General features: G+C 35.3%; 20 protein-coding genes. 12 read left to right on the top strand and 8 right to left on the bottom strand.

Annotation, left to right across the window (positions count from 1 at the left end; genetic code table 11):
• Nucleotides 1-77 precede the first annotated feature (77 nt).
• Together pncA and mhpT are read right to left on the bottom strand one after the other, a co-directional pair.
• A complete protein-coding gene (gene pncA / locus MZO21_RS00355) occupies nt 78-710 on the bottom strand; it encodes a bifunctional nicotinamidase/pyrazinamidase (RefSeq protein ID WP_248103974.1) in 633 nt (210 codons plus the stop codon).
• A 150-nt stretch (nt 711-860) separates the two neighbouring features.
• Entirely contained in the window at nt 861-2,141 is a 1,281-nt protein-coding gene (gene mhpT, locus MZO21_RS00350) for a 3-(3-hydroxy-phenyl)propionate transporter MhpT (protein ID WP_348983942.1), read from the bottom strand.
• A gap of 649 nt (nt 2,142-2,790) precedes the next feature.
• Between mhpT and dapA the strand changes: the two genes are divergently transcribed.
• The 4 genes from dapA to MZO21_RS00330 all read left to right on the top strand — a co-directional run bounded on the left by dapA (nt 2,791) and on the right by MZO21_RS00330 (nt 5,919).
• Nucleotides 2,791-3,690, top strand: a complete 900-nt coding sequence (dapA, locus tag MZO21_RS00345) for a 4-hydroxy-tetrahydrodipicolinate synthase (RefSeq protein ID WP_248103977.1) — start codon at nt 2,791-2,793, stop codon at nt 3,688-3,690.
• 13 nt (nt 3,691-3,703) lie between these two features.
• Entirely contained in the window at nt 3,704-4,312 is a 609-nt protein-coding gene (locus MZO21_RS00340) for a DUF3568 domain-containing protein (RefSeq protein WP_248103980.1), read from the top strand.
• A 37-nt stretch (nt 4,313-4,349) separates the two neighbouring features.
• Entirely contained in the window at nt 4,350-5,069 is a 720-nt protein-coding gene (purC, locus tag MZO21_RS00335) for a phosphoribosylaminoimidazolesuccinocarboxamide synthase (RefSeq protein ID WP_248103982.1), read from the top strand.
• A 214-nt stretch (nt 5,070-5,283) separates the two neighbouring features.
• Nucleotides 5,284-5,919, top strand: coding sequence for a YrbL family protein (locus MZO21_RS00330; RefSeq protein WP_248103985.1), 636 nt, complete (start codon nt 5,284-5,286; stop codon nt 5,917-5,919).
• Nucleotides 5,920-6,000: 81 nt separating this feature from the next.
• Here the strand turns inward: MZO21_RS00330 and MZO21_RS00325 are convergent, their stop codons facing one another.
• The 4 genes from MZO21_RS00325 to MZO21_RS00310 all read right to left on the bottom strand — a co-directional run bounded on the left by MZO21_RS00325 (nt 6,001) and on the right by MZO21_RS00310 (nt 11,160).
• Entirely contained in the window at nt 6,001-6,426 is a 426-nt protein-coding gene (locus MZO21_RS00325) for a TonB-dependent receptor (protein WP_248103988.1), read from the bottom strand.
• A gap of 24 nt (nt 6,427-6,450) precedes the next feature.
• A protein-coding gene (locus tag MZO21_RS00320) for an IS4-like element ISAba1 family transposase (protein WP_085940648.1) occupies nt 6,451-7,541 on the bottom strand; the annotation gives its coding sequence in 2 pieces (ribosomal slippage) (nt 6,451-7,001 and nt 7,001-7,541; 1,092 coding nt in all).
• A 50-nt stretch (nt 7,542-7,591) separates the two neighbouring features.
• On the bottom strand, nt 7,592-9,514 hold the full coding sequence (locus MZO21_RS00315; protein ID WP_248102486.1) for a TonB-dependent receptor domain-containing protein: 1,923 nt from the start codon (nt 9,512-9,514) through the stop codon (nt 7,592-7,594).
• Nucleotides 9,515-9,894: 380 nt separating this feature from the next.
• A complete protein-coding gene (locus tag MZO21_RS00310) occupies nt 9,895-11,160 on the bottom strand; it encodes a replication-associated recombination protein A (protein WP_248102483.1) in 1,266 nt (421 codons plus the stop codon).
• A 108-nt stretch (nt 11,161-11,268) separates the two neighbouring features.
• Here MZO21_RS00310 and MZO21_RS00305 point away from each other — a divergent pair, with 108 nt between their 5' ends.
• Nucleotides 11,269-11,730, top strand: a complete 462-nt coding sequence (locus MZO21_RS00305; protein WP_248102480.1) for a DUF523 domain-containing protein — start codon at nt 11,269-11,271, stop codon at nt 11,728-11,730.
• Between the two features lie 14 nt (nt 11,731-11,744).
• Here the strand turns inward: MZO21_RS00305 and MZO21_RS00300 are convergent, their stop codons facing one another.
• Complete coding sequence (locus tag MZO21_RS00300) at nt 11,745-12,197, bottom strand: YcgN family cysteine cluster protein (protein WP_248102477.1); 453 nt, start codon at nt 12,195-12,197, stop codon at nt 11,745-11,747.
• A gap of 187 nt (nt 12,198-12,384) precedes the next feature.
• Between MZO21_RS00300 and MZO21_RS00295 the strand changes: the two genes are divergently transcribed.
• The 7 genes from MZO21_RS00295 (at nt 12,385) to MZO21_RS00265 (ending at nt 16,537) form a co-directional block, all read left to right on the top strand.
• Entirely contained in the window at nt 12,385-12,543 is a 159-nt protein-coding gene (locus MZO21_RS00295) for a DUF1328 domain-containing protein (RefSeq protein WP_004656956.1), read from the top strand.
• A gap of 177 nt (nt 12,544-12,720) precedes the next feature.
• Nucleotides 12,721-13,461, top strand: a complete 741-nt coding sequence (locus MZO21_RS00290) for a dienelactone hydrolase family protein (RefSeq protein ID WP_154773124.1) — start codon at nt 12,721-12,723, stop codon at nt 13,459-13,461.
• A gap of 64 nt (nt 13,462-13,525) precedes the next feature.
• Nucleotides 13,526-13,885, top strand: coding sequence for an HIT family protein (locus tag MZO21_RS00285; RefSeq protein ID WP_248102475.1), 360 nt, complete (start codon nt 13,526-13,528; stop codon nt 13,883-13,885).
• Between the two features lie 149 nt (nt 13,886-14,034).
• Nucleotides 14,035-15,069 (top strand): A/G-specific adenine glycosylase, encoded by a 1,035-nt coding sequence (gene mutY / locus MZO21_RS00280; RefSeq protein WP_248102472.1) that lies wholly within the window; start codon nt 14,035-14,037, stop codon nt 15,067-15,069.
• A gap of 53 nt (nt 15,070-15,122) precedes the next feature.
• Nucleotides 15,123-15,662 carry a M23 family metallopeptidase gene (locus MZO21_RS00275; protein WP_248102469.1) on the top strand — a complete coding sequence of 180 codons (540 nt, stop codon included), beginning with the start codon at nt 15,123-15,125 and terminating at the stop codon, nt 15,660-15,662.
• A gap of 19 nt (nt 15,663-15,681) precedes the next feature.
• A complete protein-coding gene (locus tag MZO21_RS00270) occupies nt 15,682-15,927 on the top strand; it encodes a hypothetical protein (RefSeq protein WP_248102466.1) in 246 nt (81 codons plus the stop codon).
• Nucleotides 15,928-15,967: 40 nt separating this feature from the next.
• The gene (locus MZO21_RS00265) at nt 15,968-16,537 is read left to right on the top strand and encodes a DNA-3-methyladenine glycosylase I (RefSeq protein WP_248102463.1); all 570 of its coding nucleotides are present in this window, start codon (nt 15,968-15,970) and stop codon (nt 16,535-16,537) included.
• A gap of 34 nt (nt 16,538-16,571) precedes the next feature.
• Here the strand turns inward: MZO21_RS00265 and MZO21_RS00260 are convergent, their stop codons facing one another.
• Complete coding sequence (locus MZO21_RS00260) at nt 16,572-17,963, bottom strand: PLP-dependent aminotransferase family protein (protein WP_248102460.1); 1,392 nt, start codon at nt 17,961-17,963, stop codon at nt 16,572-16,574.
• Nucleotides 17,964-18,061 lie beyond the last annotated feature (98 nt).

Below are 18,061 nucleotides of genomic sequence, written 5' to 3'. Positions count from 1 at the left end.
ACTCCTGTATTTATGGTTTTAGGAGATAAAAATAAAGGGAATAATTCTGTATTATTCCCATGAAATACGATACTTATTTAAGCCTGTTGTTCTGTTAAATCTTTCATATTAATTCGATGAACACCTGCTTCCAACATATCTTGCCATGCTTGCTGCAGCGAACCGTTTAAATCAATTCCTTTGGTCGCATCTGCAATGACAAAGGTTTTAAAACCTAAAGTTACAGCATCAATTGCCGTCCAAGCCACACAGAAATCTGTTGCAATACCCACAACGAAAACCGTGTCTATCGCGCGTTCTTTTAAATAACCAGACAAGCCTGTTGTTGTTTTATGGTCAGCTTCCATAAATGCAGAATAACTGTCGATATAACGATGGAATCCTTTTCGAATAATAAGTTGAGCTGTTGGCAATTTTAAATTTGGATGCAATTCGGCATCATAAGTTCCCTGCACACAATGCGATGGCCACAATACTTGCGTACCGTAATCTAGTTCTACAGTATCAAAAGGGTTCTTATTGGCATGGTTTTGGGCAAAAGAAATATGATCTTCAGGATGCCAATCTTGCGTGATAATAATATTTTCAAAATACGTCGCAATTTCATTGATGTTTGGAATAATTTCATCTGCATTTGCAACAGCTAAATTTCCACCTGGCGTAAATCCATTTTGAACATCAACAACAATTAAAGCTGCATTTTTTTGCATAAGCCGACCATGTTCTTCTCAGTTTAGACTGTATTCAAGCATAACTTAAAATTTTATGTTTATTCTAAACGAGTAAATTATTTGACTGCCTAGGGTAAAAGCTAAAATAAAAAAGACCCGCTCATGGCGGGTCTTTTAAGAAAATTTTGCTTAGTTCGTTGTATTCATTTTACGAACAAGTAACAACATCACTACAGCTGAAATGATAATACATGGAATTGCTGCTGAGATCACACCTGCCGCACCAAAACCTGCTGTTAATAAGCTACCCGCAATTGCAGGACCAAGCATAGCGCCAATACGGCCTACCGCAGAAGCAACACCAATACCTGTGCCACGCACTGTTGTTGGATAAACAATACCACCGAATGCGTAAAGTACACCTTGACAACCAATTACGAATGCACCAACCAATGCCGAAGCCATATACATTTGTGTTAATGAGCCTGCTGCGTTTAATGCAATTAGACCAGCCAAGATACCGCCGTACATTAACAAAATAACATAAGCTTTCTTCCAACGGTCAGTCAACATACCTAAAATGATTGTACCAATCGTTGCACTTACCATGAAGTAGAACTGCGCAGTTGCACCTTCTTTACGTGTAAAGCCTAGTTCTTGGAACAATGATGGCAACCAGCTTAACATGATGTAAACCACCATCAATGTGAAGAAGTAGCTTGTCCAAATGAACAATGTACGCATTAAATTTTGAGAATTAAATAAATCTTTGAATGAGCCCTGAGCAGCAGCAGCTGCTGGCGCTGACGCAGCAATATCTTTTGCTTTTAAGTATTCTTTAGATTCAGGTAAGAACCACATCATTACAGGAATAACGATGATTGGCAGTAAACCACCTAGGTAGAAAATATTTTTCCAGTTACTACCAAATTCAGTTGCTGCAACCAAAGATAGAATTGCTGCACCTACAGGCATACCACAGTACATTAAGCCAACAGCACGACCACGGTTCTGTGGAGATACTGCTTCTGATGCTAAGGTAATGAGAATAGGCATTGCAGCACCCAAACCAGCACCCGCTAAGAAACGCACTGCCAATAAAGAACCAAAGCTATTTACCCATACAGTACATAAGGTGAAAACTGCAAATGTAGCTACTGACCAAATAAGGACAGTTTTACGACCAATACGATCGGCAATTCGACCACCAACTAAAGCACCTGGTAATAAACCCAAAATACCAACACTGAAGAAAATGCCTAATTGAGAACTATCTAAGCCAAAATGTTCTCTAATCCCCGCCGCAGCAATCCCTGCTGCTTGAATATCTAACCCTTCGATTACTGCAATAAGAAAGCAGATTGCTACTGTAACAATTGCATGCTTCTTATTGGATTGGTGATTTACACTATCCATAGTTAAACTCAAACTAGATGTTAAGAAAGTGCCCATCATCTTTAAATTTGAAATAAAACTGTAGCTAACTATTGGTGGAATAGAGTTTAATATTTGAAATTAACTCATGTGAATTTTCTATTAATTTACTATTAGATAAATAGTCTTAAAAACAATAAATAATTAAAATCGATAGAGCAATATTGAATTTTTATGCTCAATTAAAGAATATTTTATCACCATGTAATAATGATAATTTTCTTAAATAGACTAAAAAGGTCTTAAATAATGATTTATTTTCGATAATTAAACCTCAAATTAAGCCGACTATTAAGATCAACTTTATCTAAAAATAGATTTATTTCATCTTAAAAATAAGTATTTAAATATCAAATAACTTTTAAATGAATCTCTGAATAGATTTAAAACAAAATATTTTTGTTGGATTTTCATAATTGAAAATTAAAAAAAGGCTCATTTTAATGAAGAAAATAACAGCGTTTTAAAATCAAACTTATAATTTCAATAAAGTTTTATAAATATTAAAAACTTTGTTATTGCTTTGACTAAAGGTTATTGTTCTGACAAACTGAATCAGTCATAATTTGCATAAGCATTATTCAATGATGATTATTGAATTTTGACTCAAATCAAAATACTGCAACCATCCACATTTTCTGTTTCGCTACATAACGTGGATGGGAAAATAGGATATTTTTTAAAAATGACTCAGCAAGCACAGACCATTCAAGGCTCAATTGTCGCAATTGTCACCCCAATGTTAGAAGATGGCAGCGTAGATTGGAAGGGTCTAGAAAAGCTCGTTGAGTGGCACATAGAACAAGGCACGAACAGCATTGTTGCAGTTGGCACAACTGGTGAAGCATCTACTTTAAGTATGGCTGAACATACTCAAGTGATCAAAGAAATCATTCGTGTAGCAAACAAACGCATTCCGATTATTGCTGGTACTGGTGCAAACTCAACACGCGAAGCCATTGAACTTACGCAAGAAGCAAAAGAACTTGGTGCAGATGCTGCATTGTTGGTGACTCCTTATTACAACAAGCCAACACAAGAAGGTTTATATCAGCATTATAAAGCCATTGCAGAAGCAGTAGACTTACCTATCATTCTATATAATGTACCGGGTCGTACTGGTGTAGATATGCTGAATGAGACAGTTATTCGTCTTGCAGACATCCCAAACATTGTTGGTATTAAAGATGCTACTGGCGATGTACCACGCGGTCAGGAATTAATTACTGGCTTAAATGGCAAAGCAATGACTGTTTACTCTGGTGATGATGCAACTGCATATCAACTTATTGCATTAGGTGCTAAAGGTAATATTTCTGTTACCGCAAACGTTGCGCCTAAAGAAATGAGTGAAGTATGTGCAACAGCGCTTACTGGCGACTCTTCAAAAGCAGAACAATTAAATAGCAAGGTTGCTATTTTACATGACATTTTATTCTGTGAATCGAACCCAATTCCTGTGAAATGGGCGCTTCATGAAATGAAACTTATTGGTACAGGGATTCGTTTACCTCTTACCCCACTTGCAGAACAATATCGCACTCCGCTTCGTGAAGCACTCACGTCGGCAGGCATCATTAAATAAAAGAGCTTATATTATGCAAATACGTTTTGGTTTAGTCACTGCACTTTCAGCTTTAAGTTTGGTTGGTTGTAGTTCACTTGGAATCGGCAATGGTTCTTTGGACTATAAAAAAACAGCAACAATCGAACCTTTACAATATCCTGAAGGTTCAATGGTTAGACCAGCAACGCCTTTGTATCCTGCTCCTATTGTTGATCCTCTTGCGACTGCAAATGCACCAAAATATGAAAATGACCGTGGTAATCGTTTTGCGCTTCCACGTCCAACAACATTTACGCAAGCTCAAACGACTACACAAGATGATTTGAACGAAAGCTCTATTGGTCGTCCTCAGCAAATAACTGATGGTAATCAAAATCCTTTGCTCAAAATTGATGGGAATTCTGCTACAATTTGGCAATATACACTTGCCACGCTTAGCAGTCTTAACCACTCAATTGTAGCTCAAAGCAAAAATGCGACTGATGTAACAATTAAGATTGATCAAAAATCTTACGTATTAAGACTATCTTCTGTTGGTTCAAGTAATAGCCTCGCTGTGTTCAATACTGACAACACTTTTGCAGACAAACAAGTTGCTGCAGAATTGTTAGCCCAGATTTATCAAAATTGGCCAGCCTAGACATTTCTAGGCATTTTTTTTGAAAAAGGTTCCCTCCATGTTAAAACAAACCTTGCTCTATACTGGTAAAGCAAAATCTGTTTATGAAACAGATAGTGCAGACCATCTGATTTTAGTCTTTCGTGATGATGCTTCTGCATTCAATGGCGAGAAAATCGAACAACTAGATCGAAAAGGTAAGGTTAACAACCGTTTTAACGCCTTTATCATGGAAAAACTGGCTGCCGCTGGTATCGAAACACATTTCGAAAAACTTCTTTCTCCTACAGAAGTTTTGGTTAAGAAGTTAGACATGATTCCTGTTGAATGTGTAGTTCGTAACTATGCTGCAGGTTCATTATGCCGTCGCTTAGGTGTTGAAGAAGGTAAAGAACTTGTTCCACCTACTTTCGAATTATTCTTTAAAGATGATGCACTTGGTGACCCAATGGTTAACGAGTCTCAAGCAATCACATTAGGTTGGGCAACTGCTGAGCAACTTGCTCGTATGAAAGAATTGACTTACCAAGTAAATGAAGTTCTTAAAGAATTATTCGCAACTGGCAACATGCTTCTTGTAGATTTCAAACTTGAATTTGGTGTGTTCCATGACCGCATCGTTCTTGGTGATGAATTCTCTCCAGATGGTTGCCGTTTGTGGGATAAAGAAACTAAGAAAAAACTCGACAAAGACCGCTTCCGTCAAGGTTTAGGTGGTGTTGTTGAAGCTTATGAAGAAGTTGCTGCACGTATTGGCATCGACCTTTCAGATATCTAATACTGTCTAAACTTAAAAAACCGGGCTAATAAGCTCGGTTTTTTTATATTTAAATTTCACAGTTAAAATGCTTATAAGCTCTAATATATTAAAGCTAAGCGATTACGTCCTCTACTGCCTAATGCTTTATAAAGCATTATAGAAGTGTAATAATACATAATCTTTTACAGTATTTTCTAGATTTATCTAGTGCCATTTCACTACGAGTAAACTTATGATTTATCAAATAAGTGAATTACAACGCTTAGGACAAGGATGTTCTAAAATTGTTTACCAACATCCTGAAGATAATAATAAAATTATCAAAATTATGAATCCTGATTTAGTTAGTGAAGGTGGTGGTTGGCAAAATCATACTTTTAAAAGCAAATTATCAAATGGTGTGTACAAACAATTCCGTCGTGAATTATTACAATACTTAGAGCTTTGTAAAACCAATTATCATGACAATAAATTTCAGTTCCCAATTGAAACACCTTATGGCTTCGCCATGACATCTCACGGTCTGGGTTTAATTACTGAAAAAATTGTAAGCCCCAATGGTCAAGGCATAACACTTTTCGAATTAAGTAGAGATAAAAAATTCACGGATAAACATGCTAAAGCTTTAGCTGAATTCTATGATGCTTGCTGTGACTTACACATTGTTTATGGTGAAGTAAATATTGCAGGAATTATGTACACCGAAAGCCGTAATAATAAACCTGAATTTGTTTTGGTTGATGGGATTGGTGAAAAACTTTTTCTTCCAATAAGAAGCTTATTTAAAAGCATTAACACCAAGAATATTCGGAAAATGCAAAAACGTATTGATGCTGAAATTCAAGTTCTGTTAAATGCACACTCATAGTAAAAAATAGCTTATTAATACTTTTTAAAAAGCCCTATAAATTAGGGCTTTTTTAATATCAATTCAAAAAGGAATATTGCTTTATAAACTCATTGTTATACCCAATTGAAACCCTCTTCCTGGCAAAGGAGCAATATATTTCAATGGCGAGTTTTGAGGTCTAGCTTCTTCATTCAGTAAGTTTGTTCCATTTAAATAAAATTCAACTTCTGCATTTTTTAATGCAAGTTTCTTACTAAAAGATAAATCTAATAAATTATAAGCAGGTAATGCAACTTCGGTATTTACACTTTTACCTAAGTATTGTGGCTTTGCATAATAAGTGTTGGAAAGTCGCATGTGATAATCATCCTTTTCCCACTCTAAACTTGCTCCATAGCGATTAGTTGGCATATTTGTTGGATATTCACCATCATTTGAGGACTGTAATTTTTTTGTATCCTTCACACGATTTTTCACAAAATCACCAAAAGCACTGAGCGTTAAATCTCCCCATTGATCTAACAAAAATTTCTCTGTACACGACAAATTTCACAGAACCCTTATCCTATCAGGATTCTGCTTTCTTAAAATTGCCAAAATTTCCTTAAACTCTTCTTTTTTCCCAAAACCAATTAAACGCTGAATCGCCATTTGAACATAGTCTAAACCATAGCGAAATAAACTCATTGAGAGTCGTCCATGCTTCTTTATTTTTATCGCTTTTTTTTGATTATGTTGCCATTCACCCGTTAAGTAACACCAACAGAAGCTTATAGCTAACACCGCAATCAATTTTTTCACTCGTCTAGGGTCTGTCAAGCGCGTATTTTCAAGATTAAACCCGCGTCCTTTGAGACAACTGAATAAGGTTTCAATTTCCCAGCGTAATGCATAATCCTGAATAGCATTGGCATTAAACTGAGGAGAAACGACGAGTAAAAGCTCTCCATTTTCTAACTGTAGTGCACTTATATATAGTTTCACCCGACCAACCAAAATCCGTCGTTTACGACATTCAATTTGACCAACTTTAAGATGGCGAAATAAATCACTAATTTTATGATTCTTTCCTAAATGATTGGTGACAATGAAGTTTTTTTAACACGAATGCAGAAGTTGATGTCTTGTTCAATTAACCATGTAAACCACTGCTCACCGATAAACTCTCTGTCTGCGAACACATTCACAATACGGTCTTTACCAAAAATGGCTATAAAGCGTTGAATCAAAGCAATACGCTCTTTCGTATCTGAATTTCCACGTTTATTAAGCAATGTCCAAAGGATAGGTATCGCTATTCCACGATAAACGATTGCGAGCATCAGGATATTAATATTTCGTTTTCCCCATTTCCAATTGGTTCTATCTAAAGTCAGTTGCACTTGGTCGAATGAAAACATATTGAAAATCAACTGAGAAATTTGACGATAATCAAAATACTGACCTGCAAAGAAGCGCTGCATACGTCGATAAAATGATTGTGGTAAACACTTGATGGGCAAGGCTTTAGATGCAGAAGAAAGATTACATGTTTGCTTTAAAATAATCACAAGCATGATGAGCGCAAAGCACTTTAAATGTGACTTGTTCCATTTTAGAGATTTGTTTAAGATAAGATATAACTCATTGAGATGTGTCATAGTATTCGTCGTTAGAAAACAATTATTGTGACATTATTTCAATGAGTTATCTATTTTTGTCGTGTACAGAGCAAAAATTTATAGCTTAAATCAATTTCAAAACCATCAATTTTAACATCTGTTTGTCTCCAATATTTCAAGGGTAAACGATTCCCCATTGCCATCCCTGAATGCATTAAATATACATAATTTGTAAAATCCATTTGATACAAAGAAAGCTGAATTCTTGATTGATCAAATGCAAAATCTGTATTTAATTCCATAGCTTTCACTTTTTCTTTTTCTAAATTTTGATTACCTTCTTCTTGAGTCATAACAGAGTAATGCGGATTACTTGAATATAATTCGTTAATTTCTGGTGCTCGTTCAGACTCGCTATATTTAGCATAAATATGAACATGTTCTCCCCAGTTAAGCCCTGCGCCTACATAAAATTGAGTTAAATCAAAATCACGATTTTCTAATTTTTGATTATTTGCGTTACGCGCTAGCACAAATGTTTGATCTTGAATTTGATGTTCGACTTTTTCTTTACGGTAACCTGCATCAAAATAAATAGGATTAAAACTAAGTTTCTCTTGAATGAAAAATGCTTGTCTATTAGTTTTTACATTCGGTAAATAACGAGCATATCCTTTTCCATGAACATCCCTTTGCCCCCAACTTAGCCCCATCTCACCAGATAAAAATTTTAATTCTTTTTGCTTAACGACAAATTCTGCAAAATTTTGTTCAAACTCATATAAATTTGCTTCGCTCGCGCCAATATATTCACCTGATTTATTCACTAAATTAGAAGCTTTAAATTGAATATTATCTAAAAAAGGCAAAGGTTGATTAAACAAACTATCTAATAAAAATGTATTTTGTTCAGTCTTTACACCAACGGGTAAACCATCATCATAGTTTGTTTGAAAAGACTTATTTTCCATAGAAAAACCAGGCACACCATAATGACTCTTTTTATAATCTGCACTAAATCCAATATAACCATTTTCTAGAAAATACGTTGTTCCCAAAGCAATGTTGTCATTAATTGCGTAACTATTACCTAGCTTTTTATTATAGTTTGGCGTCACATCATTATTAATATTCTCATGTTTAAACCTTTCTGTTCCTTGAACATAATCGGGATTCACAATATTTTGATATAATTTTCCGCCAAAAGTTGATGTTGCATTATCGGTATAATATGAAAAATCGCCATCTGCATAATCAGGATTATCTGTTATAAATCGATCAATATAAGGCTGAGATGCTTTGTTATATGTACTCTTAATTCTTGAATCTTTTTGACATACATCTGCCAAAGAACTATTCACACCACCATTTCTAAAAATTTCACTTTCACAAACATCTGCTTTGCTCTTTCCTGGAATTTTATAAGACTTAATTTCTTGTCTGGAAAATCGAATATTGGTCGCTAAGTTTGTTTGATTGCTGAGTTGTAATTTAAGACCTTTCGCATCAAAATTATTCCAACCTTTTTTTAAAACCAAATCTAATTCGCGAGATTTTTCTGGAATTTTTTTAGGAATTAAACCGCTATCTACTTCAACACTCCCACCTAAAGATTGATCTCCATAACGCACACTATTACTCGATTTATTAATTTTAATAGATTCTGTAAAAATTGGATCGAATGGAATATTTACATTTCCACTAATGGCATTTAACCCTTGAATAGATGTTCCATTTTCAAATACACCAACGCGATTACCTTGCAAACCACGAATCACAGGTACTCCTGAATTTGGACCAAATGAACTACTTTGCACACCTGAAACATGTTTAATGGCATCGCCTAAAGTATTCGCTTTTTCAATAAACTGCTTTTCAACTTTATGCTCTTTTTTAAATTCTTCTTCCGCACTTAGCTTAATAGATTTTAAAGAATGAGCCGATTGAATTTCTTCTGCTTCTACTTGTTCTATAAGAATAAAAAGTAGAAATAGCATAGGTACGGTTTTCATATTACTGTCTTTTTATGTTATGTTATAACATACTATTATACAGTTTTATTTAATGATGAATATTCCCAAACAAGAAGATCCAACATTTTTAAAAGTTGTGATTTTGTATCTTATTGAATCAAAAAATAAATTTCTGATAATAAATATTTTATTCGGAAAACTTTAAAAAAGTCTCTTTTATAATCGGATAAACACATAATGATGATTAAAATGATCATTTTTACTTTTTAAGTTTATTTTTCTATTATTCATTACATACAAGGCAATGTAGAAAATATCTCAGCGTTTTTGTTCTACATTGCCGACCAGTTTACCCTCTGGATGTAATCTCCCTAAGAAACATCCATTTTATGCCCGTTTCCCCAAGGAACGGGCTTTTTTTATTGCTGTTGCTGCCAACGTCGTTGTTGCAACTTTTCACCTTCAACTTCACGCTTATTACGTGCAGACTCATACAATTTTGTCCCTTTTAATTCAGGTGGCAAATATTCCTGTAGTACAAAATGTTCTGGATAATTGTGCGGATATAAATAATCGACACCATATCCCTGCTCTTTCATTAACTTTGTTGGAGCATTACGTAAATGAAGTGGCACAGGTAAATTTGCTGTTTTTTCTGCTAAATCCATCGCCTTATTAATAGCTAAATACGTGCTATTACTTTTCGCACTTGTTGCTAAATACACTGCACATTGACCAAGAATAATTCGGGATTCTGGCATTCCAATGACTTGAACTGAACGGAAGCATTCACCTGCAAGTAATAGTGCATTTGGATTTGAATTACCAATATCTTCAGATGCTGCAATTAGCATACGACGTGCAATAAATACAGGATCTTCGCCGCCTTTAAGCATACGGGCCATCCAATAAAGCGCACCATCTGGATCACTGCCACGAATAGACTTTATAAATGCAGAAACCAAATCATAATGCTGCTCACCAGCTTTGTCGTAACGCGCAATATTCTGCTGTGCAACTTTTACAACCACTGCATTGGTGATGATATTTTCTAAATCAGGTTCAAATGTACTGGCAATTAAGTCTAATAAATTTAAAGCTTTACGAGCATCACCTGCTGCAAATTGAATAAGCGCATCAAATTCTTCAATTTGAATATAACGATCTTTTAAAAATTGATCTTTTTCAATCGCATGATTAATTAAAGTTTGAATCGCATTTTCATTTAAAGCATTTAAGGTATAAACCTGACAACGTGAAAGTAATGCACTATTAACTTCAAATGATGGATTTTCTGTTGTTGCACCAATAAGTGTAATTTTGCCCTTTTCTACGGCATTCAAAAGTGCATCTTGCTGTGTTTTATTAAAGCGATGAATTTCATCAATAAAAACCACTGGTGGCATTAAATCGCCACTATCTGAAATAACTTCTCTTAATTCTTTTACACTAGTATTCAGCGCAGATAAACTTACAAATGGTCGATCTATAGCTTGAGCAAGCAATAAGGCTATTGTCGTTTTTCCAACGCCTGGTGGTCCCCAAAAAATAATAGAGGGTAAATGTCCCTGATCAATCATTTGGCGTAAAGGTGCATCTGAACCAAGCAGGTGGTCTTGTCCAATAATTTCGGATAAGTCTCTAGGACGTAAGCGTTCAGGAAGTGGAATATTGCTATCTGACATCTTGTTATTACTTTACTAAGCTTTTACTTAGTCTACTATGTTATTCATCTATCTAGGCAACAGTTTTCAGCACAATATTTACGATCATTTTAACGAAGCATTATTTTTATGAAATATTTAATTAGCGCCTGCTTAGCGAACATTCCTGTACGTTACGATGGCAAAGCGTATAACTATGAAAAAATCGCTCAACTAATACAAACACAACAAGCCATTACCATATGCCCTGAAGTTTCTGGAGGATTAGACACGCCTCGTTTAGCCGCAGAAATTATCGGTGGAACCGCTCAAGATGTTTTAAATCGCACAGCAAAAGTAATCGATTCTGAAGAAAATGATGTAACAAATGCCTTTATTGATGGTGCTTTTAAGGCATTAGAAATGGCTCAAAAGCATCAAGTTTCTACAGTCGTTTTAAAAGAAAATAGCCCATCTTGCGGGACAAATTTTATTTATGATGGCTCATTTTCAGGCACAAAAATTGTAGGTTTAGGTATAACTGCATGTTTACTGAAACAACACGGATTTCATGTCATTTCTGAAGATGATTTCTTAAAATCTTTAGATTAAATAGTTGCATTAAATTAGCGAACCCAACGCACAATATAGTCTTCAATTTCATCTTCATCGACTTCAGCTTCTGAAACACAGCGACCTGCAACCGATTTTCTTGCTTTAATCACGCTTTCTCGTGTACCTGTATTTAAATAGTGCCAAGAAGGTAAACTTTTACCTTCACTCATACGTTGATAGGCACAAGAAGATGGTAACCACGTAATTTTAGCTAATTTTTCTGGTGTAAGTTGAATGCAATCTGGCACATGCTTAATACGGTTTGAATAGTCTGAACAATGCCCTGTTTTGCAATCTAATAACTTACAAGACACTCTGGTATAGGCAACTTCATTGGTTTCATCGTCTTCTAATTTTATTAGACAACATAGTCCACAACCATCACACAAAGCTTCCCATTCAGCAGTATTTAATTCTGCTAATTTATAATTTTTCCAAAATTGTGGGCGTAATAGTTCAGACATAATAATGTGTAATAAAAAAGAAAATGCTATCGCATTATATCAGGCTTAATTGATCAGGAAGAAAGAAGAGCCTGTTTCCAAGGAACATTCTTAGCTAGTACAAAAAACAAACAAATACATCACATTTATTGGAATTGTCATCTTTATACTAAATTGCATAATCAAAAAAATCGTAAGGAGAATTCTAATGTTTCGTTGGGCAATTATTTTCGCTGTTATCGCTCTCATCGCCAGTTTATTAGGTTTCGGTGGTGTTGCAGGCTTATCTAAAGACTTTGCTGTAATTCTACTTGTTGTGGCAGTTATTCTTGCAATTGTTGGCTTTCTCTCTCGTGGAAAAGTTTAAAATCTAATCTCGTATCTAATAAAAAAGAAGGGCTTATGTCCTTCTTTTTTTTTATTTATCATTAATAAATAATAATTTCTCACATTTGTTTCTATTTCATTTAATGCTTTTCAAAACATCTGCAATATTTTTATGCTTTAATCAGGTTAATCATAATGAATGCTTTAAGGATTGTGCATGGCTTCTGTAATTAAAACACGTGAAATTCAATATACGGCAAAAGATGGTTCTACCTTAATTGGCTACTTTGCTGCGCCTGAGTCAACTACACCTGTTGCTGCTGTAATTGTGGCTCCAGAATGGTGGGGACGCAATGAATATACCGAACAACGTGCACGTGAATTGGCAGAAAATGGTTATGCAGCCTTAGCAATTGATATGTATGGTCAAAAGAAAGTGACTTCAGAAGCATCTCAAGCAAATGAATGGATGACTGAAACATTTCAAGATTCAACCACAATTGTGACACGTGCATCAGCAGCTTTAGAAACTTTAGCGGCACAAGATGAAGTAGATAGCTCAAGACTTGGCGCTATTGGCTTTTGCTACGGTGGTAAAGTTATTCTAGATTTAGCACGTTCAGGTGCACCGTTAAAAGCTGTTGCAACTTTCCATGCAAATTTATCGGCTCAAACACCTGCTGAAGAAGGCAAAATTCAAGCTGAAATTTTAGTTTTACATGGTGAATTAGACAGCATGGTTTCTTTAGACGATGTTGCTACGTTCCGTGAAGAAATGCATGCAGCAAAAGTAAATCATGAAGTTATTATTTTTGAAGATGCAAAACATGGCTTTTCAAACCCACTTGCCGATGAAAAAGCCAAAGCCAATGGTGTAGATCTTGGCTACAATGCTGAAGCAGAAAAGCAAAGCCTCGAAGCAATGTATGAATTACTTGCTCACCAGTTAAAAGCTTAATGCTTGAAACTACCTTTTATTTTTATAAATAGGTAGGTAATAAAAATACAAAGAGGATGAACAAATGACTGAAAATAACTGCATATATTGCAACTTTGATGAGTATGACATCATTGCGAAAAATGATTTCGGTGTAATTTTACCCGAGACAAATGCACTATCTAAAGGACATTGTGTAATTGTTCCTCTACGTCATGTGAGTTCTTTTTTTGATGTTACAGATAAAGAGCGCAAAAATCTGATGACATTATTAGAACTTGCACGAAATGAATTACAAATCCGCCATCAACCTACAGGTTTCCATGTAGGCTTTAATGATGGTGAAGTTTTTGGCTCAACTTCAGCGCATTTACATATTCATATTATTCCACGCTACGAAGGTCAAGTTTTAAAACTTGATACGCGTTGGGGAATGCAAGGCTAACTTTTAAAATTTTCTTAAAATAAATGGTGCTTAGGCGCCATTTTTTTATTTCTAAAATCATTCTTTTAATAGTGATGCTTCTATTTAATTTTCAGGCTAATTGGACAATTCCGCTATACTACAGCCATAGTTGATGTTGCCCTTATTTTATGTCTGAATTTTCTTTTTCTAATGCCCTTTTAACTTGGTTCGATGAACATGGTCGTCATGATTTACCATGGCAAATTGCCGACGATCCTTACAAAGTTTGGGTATCTGAAATTATGTTGCAACAGACTCAGGTTAAAACTGTTCTGCAATATTTTGACCGTTTTATTGAGCGATTCCCAACGGTTGAAGATTTAGGATATGCATCTTGGGATGATGTTGCACCCTATTGGGCAGGTTTGGGCTATTACGCACGCGCAAGAAATTTGCATAAAGCCGCAGGAATTGTCGCTCAAAAGGGAACTTTCCCTCAAAACCTAGAAGAATGGATTGAACTTCCGGGCATTGGTCGTTCTACAGGTGGCGCATTAATGTCACTGGGTTTACGTCAATATGGCGTCATTATGGATGGCAATGTTAAGCGAGTTTTATCACGCTTTTTAGCGATTGAAGATGATTTATCTAAACCTGTTCATGAACGTGCAATGTGGCAAATTGCAGAAGATTTATGCCCTACAGAACGGAACCACGATTACACTCAAGCGATTATGGATTTAGGTGCAACTGTTTGCACACCCAAAAAGCCATTATGTTTATATTGCCCAATGCAGCAAAACTGCAAAGCACATCAACAAGGTTTAGAAACAGAATTACCTTTCAAAAAACCTAAAAAAGCGGTGCCCGTAAAGTCTGCTCAAGTATTACTCATTCAATGTAATGATCAATGGTTATGGCAACAGCGCCCTAATTCAGGTTTATGGGGCGGATTATGGTGCTTACCAATTATTGAAAATGAAATAGATTTTTTAGAAAAAACGCAAAGTTTGGGCTTAAAAAAAGTCATTAAAAAAGCCCAAATATCTCATAGCTTCACCCACTTTACTTGGCTGTTAGAGGCTGTGTGCTTTGAAGTAGATGCTGATTTGAAAGAACATTTAGCAATTGAACTTGGCGGCAACTGGTATTCATCACAAATTGCTACACAAATGGGCATTCCAACTGCCATGAAAAAATTGATCTCTGCCGTAAATTTATGACATAGTCAGGTGATTATTAAAACCGCTATATAAATAAAAGACAGGAATTTATTGTGCCCCGCTTTAGCTCTATTTTAAGTTTAATTTTTGCTGTTATTTTTCTTGCTGCATGTAGTACAGCGCCAAAAAAACCAAGCCAACCACTCAACCCTGCTACAGTTCAAAAACTCAAAAAAATGAGTTTGCCTAGCCAACTTCCTGTTCCTGTTCAGGGTATAAAACGCAATAATTTAACAGATACATGGGGCGCATCTCGAAGCAGTGGTAGAATACACGAAGGGGTTGATATTATGGCTCCACGTGGAACAAAAGTTTTTAGCACAACAGAAGGTTTAATTGCCGATTTACGCAATAATAACTTGGGCGGAAAAGTCATTTGGGTTTTAGGGCCAAGTGGAAGTTGGCATTACTATGCACATTTAGATGGTCACAAACGTGGTTTACGCGTAGGTGATTACATCAAAAAAGGTGATTTAATTGGTTATGTCGGCAATACTGGTAACGCCCGTAGAACTGCTCCACATTTACATTATGGAATTTATTTAGGTGGCAAAGGTCGTGGTGCTGTTAACCCCTATCCATATTTACGTTAATTTTCTTTAGGAATTATTCATGTCAGAAGCGTTGATCAACCGTTTGGTAGAGTTTGCTGAATCAGGCAATCAACAAAAAATTGTGGTGGCAGGAAAAAGTCGTCAGGGTTGGGTCATGGAAATTACAGAAGAAGCATTATTAATAAGCACTGGTTTTTCAGACAAAGTTGGTAAAGACGATTGGATCTCTTTTGAAGAAATTCAACAAGCTGAACTTTTCTATTGGGATAACAAAGCTGACCAATGGGCTGAATTTAAACTTTAATTTAAGCCTTAAATAATTATAAAAATAATGGAGCATTTCCATGACGTCTTTAACAGTAAAACGCTGTGGTTGGTGCTCCAACGACCCTCTTTATGTTGCTTACCATGATCATGAATGGGGACGCCCTATTTATGATGAACAGCAACTTTTCGAAATGCTGTGTTTAGAAGGTCAACAAGCGGGTTTATCTTGGATTACAGTCCTTAAAAAACGCGAATGTTACCGTGAGCATTTCTTTCATCATTCCATTGCTTACATTGCAAATTTAAGCGACGAAGACTTACAACTTAAAGTTCAAGATGCAGGTCTTATCCGCCACATTGGAAAACTAAAAGCTATTCGTGACAATGCAATTGCATGGCAAAATTTGAAAGATAATGGCGAAGATGTATCTGCTTGGCTATGGAGCTTTGTTCAGAACAAAACCATTGTGAATGATGTACCAGATTATAAAAAAGCACCTGCACAAACCGAACTCAGTGTTTTAATGTCGAAACAGCTTAAGAAAAAGGGCTTTAAATTTGTAGGACCTACAACCTGTTATTCATTCATGCAAGCTGTAGGAATGATTAACGATCATGAAGATGATTGTTCATTTAAATATAAGTAATTTTCTAATAAGTTTATAAATTACGTTTTACCCACTACGCCAATACATCAATTGCTTGTTTAATTTCATCTGATAATTCATGTCCTGCATTTAAGCGAATGCAGTTTGAATATCGCGAATCTTCACCAAATACAACTCCAGGCACAATATTAATTTTCTGTGTCTGTGCAAAATAGTACATATCTAAACTATTTATAGATTCAGGAAGCTGTAGCCAAATAGAATAACCACCTTCTGGCTGACTAATACGTACATCTACACTGCGAAAAGCTTGTTGAATATAATGTCTATATTGGGCAACTTGCTGAAATAGCTTTGGTCTTAATTGGTTTAAATGCGTTCTATAAGCACGACAATGAATTAAATCTGCCAAACCTAATTGTAATGGTGTATTTACCACAACATTTCTATTAATAAATTGCGCTCTAAATGACGTTAGTTTTGCTGTAATACAAAACCACCCGACTCTATATGCTGAAGATAATGACTTAGACACAGAACCACAATAAATCACGTAACCTGCTTTATCCCAATTTCGAATGGGCAAAGGCTTATTTGGGTCGAATCCACATTCAGCATAAATATCATCTTCAATAATAAAACATTGATATTTTTCAGCTAATTCTGCAATTTTTTGCTTATCTTCATTCGTTAAACAAAAACCTAAAGGATTTTGAAAGTTCGCTGTTAATAAGCAAGCTTTAGCACCCGAATGCTTCATTTCATACTCTAAACGCTCTAAATTAAAACCATTATGATGTGCCGGAATTTCTACAATTTTTCGTTTTAAACTCGCTAATAATTGAAGCTGTCCATTAAAATTTGGTGTAGGAACAATAATGCTATCGCCTTCTTCTGTGAGCGTTTGCAAAACGACCGACAAAGCTGGCATACATCCATTGGTAATAAAAATATCGTCTTTAGAAATAAAAAGACCATCTTCAGCCCAATGAGAAACCAGCGCTTCTCTTAAAATAGAATGCCCTTGTCTGTCGCTATATAAAAAATCTTCAGGTTTACTATGTTTTAACGCACGCTGAATTGAACGGCGCAATAAATCTATTGGAATAAGCTTTGGAGAAAGTTGTATCGCACCTAAATGAATGGATTTCTCTTGTATTGATGTGGCTTGAATTTCAATTTGTAAGTCTAAGTTTGAAACATCTCTTGCATGAGATTCAAAATCATCATGATATGGCTGTTCTACTTGTAATTTTGGAGCTTTAATAAAATAGCCAGACTTCGCTTTTACAAAAACTAATCCACGCGCTTCCAATAATTCATAGCAACTTTTTGCCGTATTTAAACTAATTTTTTGCTGATCTGCAAAATCTCTTAATGATGGTAATCTTTGACCATCTTCTAATTCGCCTAAATATATTTTTTGTGCAACTTGCTGTGCAAGGGTTTGATATTGAAATGCCAAAATCTGTACCTATTTTTTAGATTATTTTGTATCTGTACCCATATTATCACCTACTTTATCCTTAAGTTATCGTTTGATAAGGATAAATTCATGAAAAA

The sequence above is a fragment of the Acinetobacter portensis genome, from assembly GCF_023158935.1.
Lineage (GTDB): Bacteria > Pseudomonadota > Gammaproteobacteria > Pseudomonadales > Moraxellaceae > Acinetobacter > Acinetobacter faecalis.
The sequence above is the reverse complement of the archived record's forward strand: the minus strand, read 5'-3'. Positions and strand labels throughout refer to the sequence as shown.